The sequence below is a fragment of the Companilactobacillus farciminis KCTC 3681 = DSM 20184 genome (assembly GCF_002706745.1).
GTDB lineage: Bacteria > Bacillota > Bacilli > Lactobacillales > Lactobacillaceae > Companilactobacillus > Companilactobacillus farciminis.
The window spans coordinates 149,823-164,258 of sequence record NZ_CP017702.1 but is presented as its reverse complement, the minus strand read 5'-3'; the positions used below and the strand labels follow the sequence as shown (position 1 = coordinate 164,258).

Below are 14,436 nucleotides of genomic sequence, written 5' to 3'. Positions count from 1 at the left end.
AAGCTCAAAATAGTGTCGACATTCTCCAGCCAATCACAGAACTTGTGTGGAAGACGACAATTTAACACTTAACTAAATTAAGAAAGAATCATAAAAAAGGGGTGTATTTCCAATGGGGAAAGAAATGCCAGAATTAGGCTCAAAGAAGTCTTACATTAGCTGGCCGGTCGTTGCTTTGATGGACTTCGTTACCGTTATTGGTTTCGATGATATTGTCTACAACTTCCACAACCAAGGTTTGGGAATTGTTTTTACTTGGATTTTAATGCTATTTTTATTCGTTGTTCCTTATGAGATGATGGTCGGTCATCTAGGTTCAACTTTTGATGATGAAGGTGGTGGGATCACTTCTTGGGTCCGTGCCACTGGTGGTAATCTTTGGGGTTACATTTGTGCCTGGACCGTTTGGGTTTCCAGTTTGCCTTATATCGTTGATGTTGCCAACTCAACTTTGATTTCATTTGGTTGGTTGATCAACGGTAATGGTTCTATGTCAGATAAGATGAGCAATTCAATGTTCGCCTTATTGACTGCCGTTATTTTTACAGTCTTTATTTTTATTCAACATCATTTAAGAAATTCACTACAGATTTTGAGTATCATCGGTGGTGGCGCTATGTTCATCGTGTCAATTCTTTACGTGGTCATGATGGTCGCTTATCTTGGACAAGGTAACATGCCACATACACAGCCATTTACTTTGAAATCATTTATTCCTAAGTTCGATATGCATTATCTATCTACTTTCGGACTAGTTATCTTTGCAATGAATGGTTCTGAATTCGCCGCTCCATACGTTACCGAAATGAAAAATGGTAAACGTGACTTCCCTAAAGCTATGTGGATGCTAGCTATTATGACTGGTTTCTTAACTGTTTTAGGTTCATTTGCTTTAGGTGTATTCTTCAATGCTCACCACTTGCCAAATGACTTGAAGATGAACGGTTCTTACTATGCTTTCCAATACATGGGTCAAGAATTCGGTATGGGACAATTCTTCCTATACTTATTTGCTTTAACGCAAGCACTTTATATGATGGCTCAACTAGCTGTCTTGTTAGATGCCGGAACGAGAATGTTCTTGTCTGACACGGCTAAGGAATACTTGCCAAAAGGTTTAACAAAATTAGACAAACGTGGCCTACCTATCAATGGTTACTGGCTAACAACTGGTATTTGTACACTTATCATGGTTTTGAGTGCTACTTTGCCAAATATGAACTCAATCTTCAACCAATTGCTAAATCTAAATGGTATCGTTTCGCCATATACGACTTGTTTCTTATTTAGTTCCTTTATTTTAGTTAGATTGCACGAAGATCGTTTCCAATCTGACTTTGTTTACATCAAGAACAAACATCTAGCTATTTTAGTTGGTGCTTGGTGCTTTGCCATTACTTTCGGAGCAGCTACTTTAGGAATCTTCCCAACTGATGAAACACCAGGAACAGCTGCTTGGTCACACGTTTTGACTTTAAATATCATCGAGCCCTTGATTATGATTGCTATTGGTATCATCTTGCCATTGATTGCTAGATATCAAAGAAATAAAGAGCTTAATTAGAGTTTCTAATTGACTTATTCGGTCGATAAAGGTTAATTTGGTAGTGTTATAAATAAATCTATATTCTGAGGAGAGTTATTATGATTGATGAAATTATGAACAATATCGAGCATTATGAAACGATTATTATTCTCAGACATCAAAATCCAGATCCAGATGCCGTTGGGTCACAAATTGCCCTAGCGAATATTCTGAGAGAAGCTTATCCTCAGAAAAATATTTACATTGCTGGAATAGATTTATCAGTCCTCGACTGGATTGGTAAAATGCAACAAGTCGACAGTGACACTTATCAAAATTCACTCGTCATTGCCGTCGATACAGCCAATGCTAGACGAATCGATAATAACGGCGACTACAAAAAGGCCGATAAAATAATCAAAATTGATCATCACCCTAACGTTGATCCTTTTGGTGATATCAATTGGGTCGATGACACAGCTTCAAGTTGTGCGGAAATGATCTATGAATTGGCTGACAAAGTTGATAACTTGAAAATTTCTAAAGCTGATGCTTACAGTCTTTATGCTGGTATGGTCGGCGATACGAATCGTTTCTTATATGCAGATACTACTTACAAAACTCTCGAGGTCGCTGCTAAATTAGCCAAAACTGGTATCGATATTTCTGAAATCAGTTTGCATGAGGATGAAATGTCAACTCGTGTGGCTCGTTTAGAAGCCTATATCTTAGACAACTTCCAAGTAACCGATTCTGGATTCGGCTATATTGTCATCAGAAAAGATACTTTAGAAAAATTCAATCTCGATGATGGCGAATTAGATCACGTTGTTCCATTGATTGGTCGCATTAAGGACGTCAATAATTGGATCGTCGTCAGTGAAAAAGATCTCAACCGCTTCAGAGTCAATCTCCGTTCAAAAAATGTCTCTATCAACGGTGTTGCCGAAAAATTTGGCGGTGGCGGTCATCCCCTAGCTAGTGGCGTTTATGTCGGTAGTATGGATGAGGTCAAAGCTTTGATTAAAGATATGGATAATTTGAATAAATAAAAAAGACACAATGACCAAATCAGGTTGTTGTGTCTTTTCTGTTATTAAATCGGTTTCTATTGCAACGCCAAAATTAAAGATAGTCTTTTAATACCATTACATGTATACTCAATCTTATCTATTACTGGAAAAAGTGAGACTACTGGACACTCGCTGAATTTCATCTAAGGAGTTTATCATGAATTTTGTTTTTGATATTGATGGTACGTTAAGCTTTGATGGTCGGACCATCGCCCCAGCCATTACACAGGTGTTAACCAACTTAATTCGAGATCATCACAAAGTTGCCTTTGCGTCTGCCCGACCAATTCGTGATTTACTGCCCATTATCCCAGGACTTGACCAGCAGCCCTTAATTGGTGGTAACGGTGTTATGACCCGGGTTTCTGGAAAGTTAAGTGTGCTCCAACCATTACCACCGGTTGCCGTTCAACAGTTGAAGCAGCTCATAGAAAGGCACCACTTGGATTATGTTATGGACGGCACGTGGAATTATGCTTGTCAGGTTTCCAATGATAACCCAATTTTACGTCAACTTGACCCCCAACGATTAGCCCAACGTCAGTCATTAGCTTCCTTAAATGATCCAGTTAAAGTTATTTTACTAAACCTAGCTCCAGCGTTGCGCGCAAAGATCAAACGATTACTCATAACACTAAATCTAGTCGTCATTGAGCATAGTGGTGAAGGCAGTTTAGATATCACCGCTCAAGGCATTAATAAGGCCCACGCTTTGGCCGACATTGGTTTCGAACACTATATTGCTTTTGGCAATGATGAAAACGACCGGAACATGTTAGCTTGTGCTCAGCAAGCAGTTTGGGTCACGAGTAAACCCGAATTGACCCCAGTTTCCCAAGCAATAACGTGTCCACCAGATGCCGCAGCCATTGCAAAACTAATCTTAAACTTAAGCCAACGCTAGGCTTGGGGTAAAGCCATCGTTAGTTTAGTGGTTGTTGATAGGGATTAGTTAGAACTTGGCCGCACGATGGAGCATCACGAATCTTGAAGCGACGACTGGTGAACCAGTGATTGACGACTTCGATGACGAGTTAAACATGACAAACAAGGTTAAGTTGGGCAAGTAATTCCCTAACTTGATATGAGCCGCTCTCTGTGTGGGGGCGGTTTTTTTGTGAAAAAAATGACACCAGTGGTCACTAATTGGCCATAAAAAACGCAAAAACCGATTTAATCTGGTTTTTGCGTTTTTGTTTACTATTCTAATGATGATAACTTTTCAAAATCAGCGTCACTCAATGAAACATCTGCTGATTCAAGATTGTCTTTTAAGTGATCCAATGAACTCGTTCCCGGAATTGGAATAATATTGTCAGAACGTTTTAACAACCAAGCTAGAGCAATTTGAGCAGGACTTGCATTGTATTTCTTAGCAATATCTGCCAAAGGTCCATCTTCTTTAGCTAATTGACCAGTAGCCAATGGGAACCAAGGTAAAAAGGCAATTCCGTTTTCTTTAGTATAATCAACGATTGCATCATCTCTTTGGTGATGACCGACATTGTACATGTTCTCGACCGCATCGATTTTTGCCACTTTTTGAGCAGCCTTTAATTCATCGAGAGTCACTTGGCTAATTCCGATATGCTTGATTTTCCCTTCATCTTGCATCTTCTTCAATTCACCAACTTGATCTTCAATTGGAACTTGTGAATCAATTCTGTGCAAGAACAACAAATCTTCGTGGTCTCGGCCAAATTTACGTAGAGATAATTCAACTTCTTGACGCAGAAATTCAGGTCTACCTAGTGGAATCCATTCATTAGGACCAGTTCTAACTTGCCCTACTTTGTCAGAAATAAAAATCTTGTCAGAGTCAGGATATTCTTTCAAAGCTTGTGCCAAATAAGTATCGGCCTCCCAAGGTCCGTAAGAGTCCGCTGTGTCGACAAAGTTAACTCCAAAATCAAAAGCTTTTTTGATTAAATCGACGGCTTGTTGTGGATCCTTATAAGCACCCCAGACACCTTTACCAGTCAACTGCATCGTGCCGTATCCTAAACGATTAACAACGAAATCTTTATCAAATTCAAATTTTCCTGCATTTTTAACGCTATTATTTATCATCAAATCAACCTTCCACAAAGAGATTAGTATCCCATTGCAATATCAACCGTAAACTTTTCTTACAGGTTAAACAAACATTTGAATTGCAAAAAAAAACAGCCATAAAAATGACTGCTTTACAAATTTTGTTCAACTTTTTCATTATAATAAACAATCTTTGGGGCAAATTTCTTTCCGTCAAAATGAACTTTGGTCAAAGACAAATTGTCCGATTCCACTTGATTCAACAAAAATGGTGCATTCATATTGACCATCGCTGTCAAAATTGCGCTGTGCGTAACCACGATGACTGGTTTTGTTTCGACTGACAAAATCTTTTCGATACCTTTGCCAAAACGATCCCAAAACTCTTTGCTATTTTCAGCTAAATGCTTAGGATCAATTTTTGCCAACTTGTCTTGCATTTGATTGGCATTCATTTCATCCAAAGTTTCCTCGACTGTTTTACCAGCAATTTTCTTATAAACTTCTTTTTTCGATTGACCTTCAAAACTTCCGTAAAACTGTGCTCGTAATTCTGGCATTGTAATCATATTCAAAACTTTGCCACCAGCAGCTTTCAAGCCACTGTTTAATTCTGTTACTGTTTGAACTGAACGATTCATATCACTACAATAAATATTCTCTGAAGTTTCGCCTAAATTAACTAAGGTCCGCCCCATTTGATAAGAGTCTTTGCGACCATCATCAGTTAAAGGAGTATCTGACCAACCTTGCATTTTGTCTAAATAATTGAAAAAAGTCTCACCACTACGTATAAAGTAAATATCCAATCGATCACTCCCTTAATTAAAACGTTTACTTTAGAGACTATTGTAATCTTGCAACTGATAAAACTCAATTTTCTAAAATTTATCTAATTAATCGACTTTCTTCTATTATAAGTAAAGGCTTACAATGAAGTTATAAATTTAGAAGGAGTGAAGAAAATGTTTTTTATCGATACCTCAAGGAATGGCAAACCTGTTTATAATGCCATCGTGAATCAATCATTAGATAACTATTTAGTCAACGACTTGCGACTACCTGGACACGGTCTGATTTTGTACGTAAATAACCCTTCTGTCATCATCGGTGTTCATCAAAATGCCTACGCCGAAGTCAACTTCCCTTATCTTAAAGAAAAGGGTATTCAATTAGTCAGAAGAACTTCCGGTGGAGGTGCCGTCTACCACGATTATGGCAACTTCATCTTCGAAAATATCGTTATTGGTAACGACGAACATTTTGGGGAATACGACTACTTTGCTAAACCAATCCTCGACGCTCTACACGCAATGGGTGCTACTGATGCCAAGATGCACGGACGTAACGATATCGTCATCGATGGTAAGAAATTCTCTGGTATGACGATGTTCAAAGTCGGCGATTCTTTTGCAGCTGGTGGAACTCTGATGTTTGATCTCGACATGGATACTGCTAGTAAAGTTCTGACTCCTGAAAAAGATAAACTTGAATCAAAAGGTGTCAAATCCGTCAACAAGCGTATTACGAATATCAAATCTTACTTAGACGAACCTTATCGCAGCATGGACCCAGTTCAATTCAAGGACGAATTGCTAAAACATATTTTCAAAGTCGACAAGTTATCTGACATCAAGACTTACAAATTAACTGACCATGATTGGGATATCATCGATTCTCGTTTGAAAGACAAGTACGATACTGACGCTTGGAATTACGGTAAGAATCCTGGTTTCACTAATTACGTTTCAAAACACTTCGATATTGGAACGATTGCCTTCAATTTCTCACTCAAAGATGAAAAAATTTCTGCCATTAAAATTTATGGCGACTTTATCACTGGCGGCGATGTTGGTTTGATTGAAAAAGCTCTACTTGGAGTTAAGTTTGAAAAATCAGCTTTAGTTGAAGCTCTATCGAAAGTTGATTTGAAGAATAATCTCGGTAACATCGAACCCGAACCACTAGTAGATTTATTATTATCGTAAGAAAAAAGCTATTCAGTTTTCTCAGCTGAATAGCTTTTCTTATACGGTTTGTTGAAGTAACTCCACATCTTGACCTGACTTAGAAGTAATTTGCTTTAAGGCCTGCTCGATTTTTTCATCCTCTGTGGCATCCATCGACAAGTCCAAAATGATTTCAAATCCATCAGTCGTCTTCAATTCAAGATAAAATGGCGTTGCTAAATTAACTAACAATCTTTCTGGTGCATAAACGCTAAAGAATACTCCACCAACAATATTATCCGGAACTTTGATTCCCTCACCACTAACTAATGAAATCTTGGCAATTTTAGAAAACTCCAAAAATTCCTGATTAGTTTTGGCCGGCACGATAATAGCTGATAACTTGCGATCCAGCGTACTGTAATCGTAAAAGTAGATTCCTTTATCAGTGACTTCCCAATAGCCGTAATTATTATTGAGATTGATAGAATACAAAAATGGCCCAATAACTAAGCACAAAACTGCGAACGCTCCAGCAATCATAATGCTGTCAGAAAAAATGTAAATAAAAGCCCCAATTATTAAACTGACCGCCACAATGACTAATAAAGGCTTGTAACTGACTTTTCGTCCAAATTCTAAATTCATAATATACCTCGAAAAATTTCATTCCTTTAAGAATACCATTTTTTAGTATATAGCGCTTACTTAATCAAAAATGCACCTACGACTAGAAAAATTATTCCCATGACCAAGGAGAAGTAGACGCCCATAAATACGTATGGTTGAGGATTTTTTACTTTTTCTTTGATATTGTAGTAAGTTTTCCGTCCAACATAAATTTGATAAATTCCCATTATAATTACGATTATTCCAATTAATTCAATCATTATAAGCGCACCACCTTTTAACTCAATGATATGCCACTATTGAGTAAAAGAAAAAGGTTTGATTCTCTAAGAAAAATACTTAGAAAAGTTAAATACTGAACTCACTACCGAAACCAGTCCAGTAACGACGATAATTAAGAATGCGATGCCTTTTATGCTGCAGACATCTTCCCACGGAAATTTCAGCAGAAAAGATAATCCCAAAATGCCGATCCAAAAATATTTTACTTTGTAAAAATCTCGATTGAAACTCACACAATCCCCTCTTTACTCCGTCTTTATTCTTAGTTTAGTTGAAAATTATTTTTTTATGCCAAGTTTATCCTGAACCGACGATTTTTGGTCATGAACGAGTTGTTTCTGATAAGTTCTCTAACAAATATAAGTCGATAAGCACAATCGCTATAACGATAAAACCTTCAACCAAACACAGATTAGTAAATAAATTAGTTGGTACTTTTATAAATCGATACATACTGACAGCTGACATTTCAATCAAGCTCAAATAGCTGATTCCAGCGGTAATTGCCACCATAAAGCAGTTAAACATTATTTTGAAAGCTTTTTGATTTTTAAAAGGAAAAATACTTTCCAAACATCCCATTGTTAGATGAATCAAGGTGCTGCCGACTAAAATCAAAACAGTTCCTAAGAAAAATATTGCTAAATCTTTCAACAATAATTCTGCTTGCGTATTACCATCGATGATCACTCGCAAGAAGGAAGTCTTTCCCATGTAATAATAAAGCGATACTAGAAGCATTCCACCCGAAACTAAGCAATAAGTGATATAAGCCACCAAAGATGTTAGAAAATCACTGAAGAATAGCTTCTTATCACTAAGTGGAATCAAGCGATATTTGTTGTTATTCAGAACTTGGCGGCTGAATTTAATTAAACTGACCACGCTCCATAAATAAAATCCTGCTGACAGTGCAATTAAAAGTATCGTTTTATACGACGGATTGAAAATTATTTTTAAATAATCAATCGTTATAACGGCTAAAACTGATAGAAAATTCCAGCCTAAAATCAAAGCAATGCGTTTGAATTTATTTCCAAGTAAATCTTTACTCACGTTGTACATAATAAAACCATCCCATAGTCATATTGTTATTAACGTATTGTTTCTACCCAGCGTTTCATTAAATAAATATTGATAAAACTAAAAATCAATAACCAAACGAGCATTATTCCTGAAGTAATCCAGACAGCATTAGTGATTTGTGAAAGTGTCTGTGCACCCATGTAGCCAGCTGTATATATCCATCGATAAATATATCCTGTTGCGATATCAAAGATAACTGATGCACCCCAGATTACTACTAGATAAAGAATAAAAGTTACGAACTTTTGTGATTTGAATGGTAAAAAGCCTTTGATCCAGCTAATTAGAAAATGGATTAAAGTAATTCCACTCCACATTACTAAAGATACTAAAATCATAAAGACCACTGCTCCAAACAATAGTCCCATTCCAGAAGAAGCGCCTGAAAAATCACCAGACTCGATATTTCCGAAATTACTAATTGCATATAAAATAGCTGCAATAATTGCTTCCAAAACTTGTAAATAGACAAAGGCTACAAAGGTAGTAAATAAATTACTGATATACAAAGTAGTATCAGTAACTGGCAATAAGCGATAGTTGTTACTTGTAAATACGTGTTCATTTTTGCGCGACAACATAATAAAACTAATGAAGTTGACAATCGTTACACTAACAACGAAAATTTGAAAAAAGTAGTTCGTTGAACCAGAAAAACCGTTTGAAATAAGATACATGATGAACAAGACTATTAAAGCTAAAATATCAATTCCAACGATCCAATTCATCAATCGCCATTTTTCACGAATCAAGTTTTTACTCAAACCAGCAAAATCATTCATTAGGTAGACCTCCTTCGTAAACTTTTTCGTAGTACTCTTCAACGCCTAAGTGATATTTTTCTTGGATCGATTCGACTGAACGCATCTCATAAACTGTTTTATCTTTGATAATCACGATGTCATCCAATAAACTAGCAATTTCTGTCACATAGTGATCACTGATAATAATCGTAGAGTCATCTGATTTCCAACGAATAATACTGCTAATAATTTTCTTACGAGACATACTGTCAATTCCACTCATCGGTTCATCTAACAAGTACAATTTCGTATCGCGCGCTAGGGCTAAAGCAATCACTAATTTGCCAAGAGTTCCTGTTGAAAGACTTGATAATCGCTTTGACTCATCTAATTCCAAATACTGAGCAATTTTTTGATACTTTTCCATTGAAAAATCAGGATAAACGTTTTGATAAAAGTTAACTATCTCATTGACTTTGGTATTGCGACCGAAACCACCTAATTCATCACTCAAACTGACATTTTTCTTGATATCGGCTTTCTTAGTTTTGCCATCTACCGTTATAACGCCTTCTTTGATGGAATTAACTCCTGCAATCAGTCTCATTAAAGTTGTTTTACCAGCTCCGTTTTCTCCCAGGAGTCCGATAATTTTGCCACTGACAATTGATAAGTTGATGTTGTCTAAAATAGTCTTGTAGTTTTTCTTGTACGTTAAATTGTTTATCTTAAGTAATTCTGCCATGTTATCTCCTCCTTTTTACTTAGTTGCTTCTGACCATCTATTCAGTAGGTACAAATTCAAAAATGTTAAAACAATATTCCAAATTAATAGTATGAACAAACTCATATTGAGCATTCTTACGACACTGTCAAAACTAGTAGTAACTTCTCTTACCCCTAAAAGGATCAAAGTGTTGGCGGTAATGAAATTGAATGGTACCATAACGGCCCAGATCACGATTAAAGTTAAAAATACTGTTACTATAGCTTGCTTTTTAATTGGTAAAAGATCTTCTATTAGAGAAACTAACAAACGAATTACGACACTACCAACTAAAATCAACATGATTCCTAAAATAATTGCTATGACTACTTCAAATTTGAACCAATACTGACCAGCACTGAAATCTTTAATCATAATTTGATCGTACGGATTTGGAGAAATCGCATAAGCACCAAAATAAACAATTGCCTCACCGACTAATAAATAAATTACGGCGAAAAAGGCTGACAAAAAATTGCTGAAATAAAGTCCCTTGTCACTGATGGGAATCAATCGATACTTGCTGCTGTCAAAAATATTAATGACCGACATTACCAAAAAGACTACACCGATGACAACAGCTATAAGGACACCGCCAGTCAAACTCGTGGGATCAGTAATATTGAAAACGTTCTTGTAAAGAATCATCAATAGTATGGCTAGTAAGTGAAAACCTAAAATCAATGAGATTATTTTTCCACGTTGATGGAATAAATCTTTATTAACTCGACTAATGCTGCTCATCTTCCGTACCCCCTTCGTAAACTTGTTCATAGTAGGCTTCAATACCCATATGATATTTAGCTTGGATTTCTTCAACTGAATCAACTTCATAAATAGTTTGATCTTTGATAATAATCACATCATCCAACAAAGCGGCAATTTCTTTAACATAATGCGAACTAATTATCATCGTGGCATCATCATTTTTCCATTGAATAATGCTCTTAATAATCTTTTTACGTGTCATAATATCAATTCCATTCAAAGGTTCATCCAATAAATAAAGTGGAACCTGACGCGCTAGAGTTAAAGCAATTGTTAATTTCTCAGTCTCACCAGTTGATAAATTTTTCAAGTTTTGACGACCATCAATATCTAAAAAATCAGCCATCTCTTGGTATTTCTCTAAAGAAAAATCAGGATAAACAGTTTGATAAAATTTAACGACATCTTTGATACGATTACGTTCAAACCAACTACCAGCAAAAACATCTTTAAAGGCACTCTTGAGTGAATAAGTTGTACTGACACAAGACTTGATGGCTTCTTTACTGTCGATTCCTACAACGTTAATCTGACCGGATGTCTTAGCATTCAAACCGACAATCAAACGCATCAAAGTCGTTTTACCAGCTCCATTAGCTCCGAGCAAGCCGACGATTTTCCCGTTGTCTAAACTTAAATTGACCTTGTCTAATATAACTTTGTGATTCTTCTTATATCGAAGATCTTTAATTTCTAGTACCTTACTCATCGCCCTCATCCCTTTGCTTGACATAGTTTTTAAAGCTATCAATGATTTCCTGGTCGTTCATATTTAGTGAATGCAATTTGTCATATGTTGCATCAAACATTTCATTAACAATGTGATTTCTTAATTTTTTCACGATCTGTTCATCTTCAGTTACAAAATTACCTTTACCACGCTGTGGAGTGATTACCTCTTCTTCCATCATTTCTTTAAGCGATTTTTGAACGGTATTAGTATTTGCAGAAAATTGAACTGCCAACTGTCTAACAGAAGGAAGCTGTGACCCTAGTTCATACTCATTACTGATGATCTTGCGATACAAAATATCCTTGATCTGTAAATAAATTGGTATGCTGTCGATATATTCCATCTTTTCACCTTCTTACTGTTCTAGTACACTAATACAGTATAACAGGACAAATAAAAAAGCAACCGATTGATGTTGATTACTTTTATTTATTTTCTAGTACAATTTGTCCACGGTATATTTATAACATTCAACAAAAATCATGCTATATTAACATTGAAATTGGGAATGGATACATAGAAAAGACTGATGTATCATGTTAAAATTCGGAAAAAAAGTCAATTACCGACCGTTAGGTTTGAGCTTATTAACGGGACTAACAGTTGGACTATTATTTGGCTCCAATATTTCATTAACACTTGGTGTCGAAGTTGGAATCATCATGTTTAGTGTCATGTTCCTTGGACATTATCTTCTCTTTTTGCCGACTATCTTCAATTATTGGGAATCAAGCCCAGAATTTATCCGTTATAGCGATATCGGTAAAACTACTAATCGCGTCATTGCCATGGTATCGCCAGCTAAATTGCCGATGAAAGTAATCGATAAAACTAAAATCAAAGAAATAACTATTACTGGCTTACCACCAACCTATACCGATCTAACCGCTCAATTCATTGCGGCTGAAGAAGGTAGTTTGATGTATGGATTATTTTTGATGATCAACAGTCCTGTCAAAATCCAAATCATTCTAGACGACAAGACTAAGATCAATCTGGACATTTCTAAAGACTACTTCACGCATCCACAAACTACCATCGCCAAATTAAGATTATTTTTAAACGAATTCAAAGCCTCAAAAATTAATTTGTCAGAAGAAAATCTCAAATTTATTAACGATTAAAACAAAAAGTTCCACTAGATATCTCAAAACTTCGAGATGCGATAATCCTTTTATGGTTGTCAGATGAAATAATATAAATTCATCTGATATTCATGAAAGGATTTTTCTATGCCTAGAAGTAAACACTCACTTCAAGAAAAGCTAGATTTAGTGCTAGGATTCAAAGAGTCAACTTATCCACTCAGAACATTTGCCAGAAAAAATAATATTGTTCATAAAACTTTTCGTAGATGGGTCCATCTCTTCGATCAATATGGAATCGACGGCCTGAAGGAAATAACAAAGCGTACAAAATATTCATATAAATTTAAATTACAAGTCGTGACAGACTATCTTGAAGGTAAAGGTTCTTTAGAAACCATTGCCTATAAATATGGTTTAAGAAATACTTTTCAAGTATCGGACTGGGTGTTCAAGTATAATAATGGAAAACTGTTGAAGGATGGCTCACCAAGAAAGAAGAATTCCATTATGAAAAAAAAGATAACCTTTGAAGAACGTATCGAAATCGTAGAGTATGTCGTTAAGGGCAAACATACTTATAAGGAAGCTGCAGAAAAGTATTCCATATCTTATCAACAAGTTCGTTCTTGGGTTTTAAAATCCAAGGACGGCGGTTATAAAGCTTTGATCGATGGCCGGGGCCATCACAAAGCAAAAGATGACTTAACAGAATTAGATAAAGCGCATTTAAAAATCAGAGAATTGGAATCCCAATTAAAAGACCAAAAATTAATTGAGGAATTCGCAAAAAAATTGCAAGAAATTCAGCACAGGGGGTGAAACAACAACATAGATTGGCTTACCAGGCAATAAAGGAAGTCAGTCAAAATAATCATGGAGCCATAACCGTTTTACTGCGCGTTGTCGGTGTTAGCCGACAAGCATATAGCAAATACTGGACTCGTACAGAAACGGAAAAGGAACTTCAAGATAAGCTATTAAAAGAACGTATTATGTACTGGTACGAATTAAATACTAAGACTATTGGTGCAGGCAAGATATTGATTAACCTATTAGCGGATAATCAAATCACATTTAAGGTTTCACTTAAACAAGTGAAACGTTTAATGAGAGAATTAGACATTAAATGTCAGTCTAGAATCAAGAAACACAATCGTTCTAAACAAAAAGAGATTTATATACAAGATAATGTACTGAATCAAAATTTCGAGGTAACGGGACCTAATCAAGTCTGGTTATGTGACTCAACAGAAATTCCTTACGGCTTAAACGGCGAATATAAAGTCCGTTTGAGTGGAGTTTTAGACCTCTACGGTCGTTATTTAATTTCAAGTAATATCAGCCTTACAGAAACTTCAGCAGCTGAAATAATTGTATTTCAACGTGCATTTACAAAAGCTGGTAATGTGTGTCCGATGGTCCATACGGACCGCGGATCAGCGTTTACGTCATTATCATTTGGAAATTTTTTAGATGAACATGGCGTTATTAGAAGTATGTCAAGACCAGGTACACCGTACGATAATTCACCAATGGAACGTTGGTGGAGTGAATTCAAATTACGTTGGATGAATCGCCATCCAATGCCTAAGACTTACAAAGAACTAGTCAAACTTGTCAACGAAGGAATTCACTATTTCAATCATATAAACAGATCACAAACAATAAATGGCCATACCCCAGCAGAACACTGGGATATGGCCATCTAAAAAAATATTCAATTTTTATATTATTTCAAATATCAACTTGACAGGTGCCA

General features: G+C 36.0%; 17 protein-coding genes. 7 read left to right on the top strand and 10 right to left on the bottom strand.

Features of this window, described 5'->3' with window-relative positions; genetic code table 11:
• Positions 1 to 112 precede the first annotated feature (112 nt).
• From LF20184_RS00775 to LF20184_RS00765, 3 genes are all read left to right on the top strand, one after another.
• Complete coding sequence (locus LF20184_RS00775) at positions 113 to 1,564, top strand: APC family permease (RefSeq protein ID WP_010018985.1); 1,452 nt, start codon at positions 113 to 115, stop codon at positions 1,562 to 1,564.
• An 80-nt stretch (positions 1,565 to 1,644) separates the two neighbouring features.
• Entirely contained in the window at positions 1,645 to 2,577 is a 933-nt protein-coding gene (locus LF20184_RS00770; RefSeq protein WP_010018988.1) for a DHH family phosphoesterase, read from the top strand.
• 178 nt (positions 2,578 to 2,755) lie between these two features.
• Positions 2,756 to 3,502: an HAD-IIB family hydrolase gene (locus tag LF20184_RS00765; RefSeq protein ID WP_010018989.1), complete on the top strand. Its 747-nt coding sequence runs from the start codon at positions 2,756 to 2,758 to the stop codon at positions 3,500 to 3,502.
• 296 nt (positions 3,503 to 3,798) lie between these two features.
• On the opposite strand, the gene LF20184_RS00755 is transcribed toward LF20184_RS00765, so the two are convergent.
• Both LF20184_RS00755 and LF20184_RS00750 read right to left on the bottom strand, forming a co-directional pair.
• A complete protein-coding gene (locus LF20184_RS00755; RefSeq protein ID WP_010018990.1) occupies positions 3,799 to 4,668 on the bottom strand; it encodes an aldo/keto reductase in 870 nt (289 codons plus the stop codon).
• A 116-nt stretch (positions 4,669 to 4,784) separates the two neighbouring features.
• Positions 4,785 to 5,441, bottom strand: coding sequence for a histidine phosphatase family protein (locus LF20184_RS00750; RefSeq protein ID WP_010018991.1), 657 nt, complete (start codon positions 5,439 to 5,441; stop codon positions 4,785 to 4,787).
• 156 nt (positions 5,442 to 5,597) lie between these two features.
• On the opposite strand from LF20184_RS00750, the gene LF20184_RS00745 reads away from it, so the two are divergent.
• Positions 5,598 to 6,620, top strand: coding sequence for a lipoate--protein ligase (locus LF20184_RS00745; RefSeq protein ID WP_010018992.1), 1,023 nt, complete (start codon positions 5,598 to 5,600; stop codon positions 6,618 to 6,620).
• A gap of 39 nt (positions 6,621 to 6,659) precedes the next feature.
• Here LF20184_RS00745 and LF20184_RS00740 read toward each other — a convergent pair whose 3' ends face one another.
• The 8 genes from LF20184_RS00740 to LF20184_RS00705 form a co-directional block, all read right to left on the bottom strand.
• Positions 6,660 to 7,229, bottom strand: coding sequence for a hypothetical protein (locus LF20184_RS00740; protein WP_010018993.1), 570 nt, complete (start codon positions 7,227 to 7,229; stop codon positions 6,660 to 6,662).
• Positions 7,230 to 7,285: 56 nt separating this feature from the next.
• Positions 7,286 to 7,471 carry a hypothetical protein gene (locus LF20184_RS00735; RefSeq protein WP_010018995.1) on the bottom strand — a complete coding sequence of 62 codons (186 nt, stop codon included), beginning with the start codon at positions 7,469 to 7,471 and terminating at the stop codon, positions 7,286 to 7,288.
• A gap of 343 nt (positions 7,472 to 7,814) precedes the next feature.
• A complete protein-coding gene (locus LF20184_RS00730) occupies positions 7,815 to 8,558 on the bottom strand; it encodes a hypothetical protein (protein ID WP_010018997.1) in 744 nt (247 codons plus the stop codon).
• 29 nt (positions 8,559 to 8,587) lie between these two features.
• On the bottom strand, positions 8,588 to 9,361 hold the full coding sequence (locus tag LF20184_RS00725; RefSeq protein WP_010018999.1) for a hypothetical protein: 774 nt from the start codon (positions 9,359 to 9,361) through the stop codon (positions 8,588 to 8,590).
• Positions 9,354 to 10,067: an ATP-binding cassette domain-containing protein gene (locus LF20184_RS00720; protein ID WP_010019000.1), complete on the bottom strand. Its 714-nt coding sequence runs from the start codon at positions 10,065 to 10,067 to the stop codon at positions 9,354 to 9,356. Before LF20184_RS00720 ends, LF20184_RS00725 begins: the two co-directional genes overlap by 8 nt.
• Positions 10,068 to 10,082: 15 nt before the next feature.
• Complete coding sequence (locus LF20184_RS00715; RefSeq protein ID WP_010019001.1) at positions 10,083 to 10,832, bottom strand: hypothetical protein; 750 nt, start codon at positions 10,830 to 10,832, stop codon at positions 10,083 to 10,085.
• Entirely contained in the window at positions 10,819 to 11,565 is a 747-nt protein-coding gene (locus tag LF20184_RS00710; RefSeq protein ID WP_010019003.1) for an ATP-binding cassette domain-containing protein, read from the bottom strand. Before LF20184_RS00710 ends, LF20184_RS00715 begins: the two co-directional genes overlap by 14 nt.
• Entirely contained in the window at positions 11,558 to 11,932 is a 375-nt protein-coding gene (locus tag LF20184_RS00705) for a GntR family transcriptional regulator (RefSeq protein WP_010019005.1), read from the bottom strand. The genes LF20184_RS00710 and LF20184_RS00705 overlap by 8 nt, the downstream gene beginning before the upstream one ends.
• A 193-nt stretch (positions 11,933 to 12,125) precedes the next feature.
• Between LF20184_RS00705 and LF20184_RS00700 the strand changes: the two genes are divergently transcribed.
• From LF20184_RS00700 to LF20184_RS00690, 3 genes are all read left to right on the top strand, one after another.
• A complete protein-coding gene (locus LF20184_RS00700) occupies positions 12,126 to 12,713 on the top strand; it encodes a hypothetical protein (RefSeq protein WP_010019006.1) in 588 nt (195 codons plus the stop codon).
• 108 nt (positions 12,714 to 12,821) lie between these two features.
• The gene (locus LF20184_RS00695; protein WP_082607452.1) at positions 12,822 to 13,496 is read left to right on the top strand and encodes a helix-turn-helix domain-containing protein; all 675 of its coding nucleotides are present in this window, start codon (positions 12,822 to 12,824) and stop codon (positions 13,494 to 13,496) included.
• Positions 13,493 to 14,386, top strand: coding sequence for an IS3 family transposase (locus LF20184_RS00690; RefSeq protein WP_099240376.1), 894 nt, complete (start codon positions 13,493 to 13,495; stop codon positions 14,384 to 14,386). Before LF20184_RS00695 ends, LF20184_RS00690 begins: the two co-directional genes overlap by 4 nt.
• Positions 14,387 to 14,436 lie beyond the last annotated feature (50 nt).

Excerpts from the sequence above, each read along its gene's own strand:
- LF20184_RS00700 (WP_010019006.1), top strand. The coding sequence starts at position 12,126 with ATGTTAAAATTCGGAAAAAAAGTCAATTACCGACCGTTAGGTTTGAGC.
- LF20184_RS00740 (WP_010018993.1), bottom strand. The coding sequence starts at position 7,229 with ATGAATTTAGAATTTGGACGAAAAGTCAGTTACAAGCCTTTATTAGTC.
- LF20184_RS00770 (WP_010018988.1), top strand. The coding sequence starts at position 1,645 with ATGATTGATGAAATTATGAACAATATCGAGCATTATGAAACGATTATT.
- LF20184_RS00720 (WP_010019000.1), bottom strand. The coding sequence starts at position 10,067 with ATGGCAGAATTACTTAAGATAAACAATTTAACGTACAAGAAAAACTAC.
- LF20184_RS00715 (WP_010019001.1), bottom strand. The coding sequence starts at position 10,832 with ATGAGCAGCATTAGTCGAGTTAATAAAGATTTATTCCATCAACGTGGA.
- LF20184_RS00755 (WP_010018990.1), bottom strand. The coding sequence starts at position 4,668 with ATGATAAATAATAGCGTTAAAAATGCAGGAAAATTTGAATTTGATAAA.
- LF20184_RS00730 (WP_010018997.1), bottom strand. The coding sequence starts at position 8,558 with ATGTACAACGTGAGTAAAGATTTACTTGGAAATAAATTCAAACGCATT.
- LF20184_RS00695 (WP_082607452.1), top strand. The coding sequence starts at position 12,822 with ATGCCTAGAAGTAAACACTCACTTCAAGAAAAGCTAGATTTAGTGCTA.
- LF20184_RS00735 (WP_010018995.1), bottom strand. The coding sequence starts at position 7,471 with ATGATTGAATTAATTGGAATAATCGTAATTATAATGGGAATTTATCAA.
- LF20184_RS00725 (WP_010018999.1), bottom strand. The coding sequence starts at position 9,361 with ATGAATGATTTTGCTGGTTTGAGTAAAAACTTGATTCGTGAAAAATGG.
- LF20184_RS00745 (WP_010018992.1), top strand. The coding sequence starts at position 5,598 with ATGTTTTTTATCGATACCTCAAGGAATGGCAAACCTGTTTATAATGCC.
- LF20184_RS00705 (WP_010019005.1), bottom strand. The coding sequence starts at position 11,932 with ATGGAATATATCGACAGCATACCAATTTATTTACAGATCAAGGATATT.
- LF20184_RS00765 (WP_010018989.1), top strand. The coding sequence starts at position 2,756 with ATGAATTTTGTTTTTGATATTGATGGTACGTTAAGCTTTGATGGTCGG.
- LF20184_RS00710 (WP_010019003.1), bottom strand. The coding sequence starts at position 11,565 with ATGAGTAAGGTACTAGAAATTAAAGATCTTCGATATAAGAAGAATCAC.
- LF20184_RS00775 (WP_010018985.1), top strand. The coding sequence starts at position 113 with ATGGGGAAAGAAATGCCAGAATTAGGCTCAAAGAAGTCTTACATTAGC.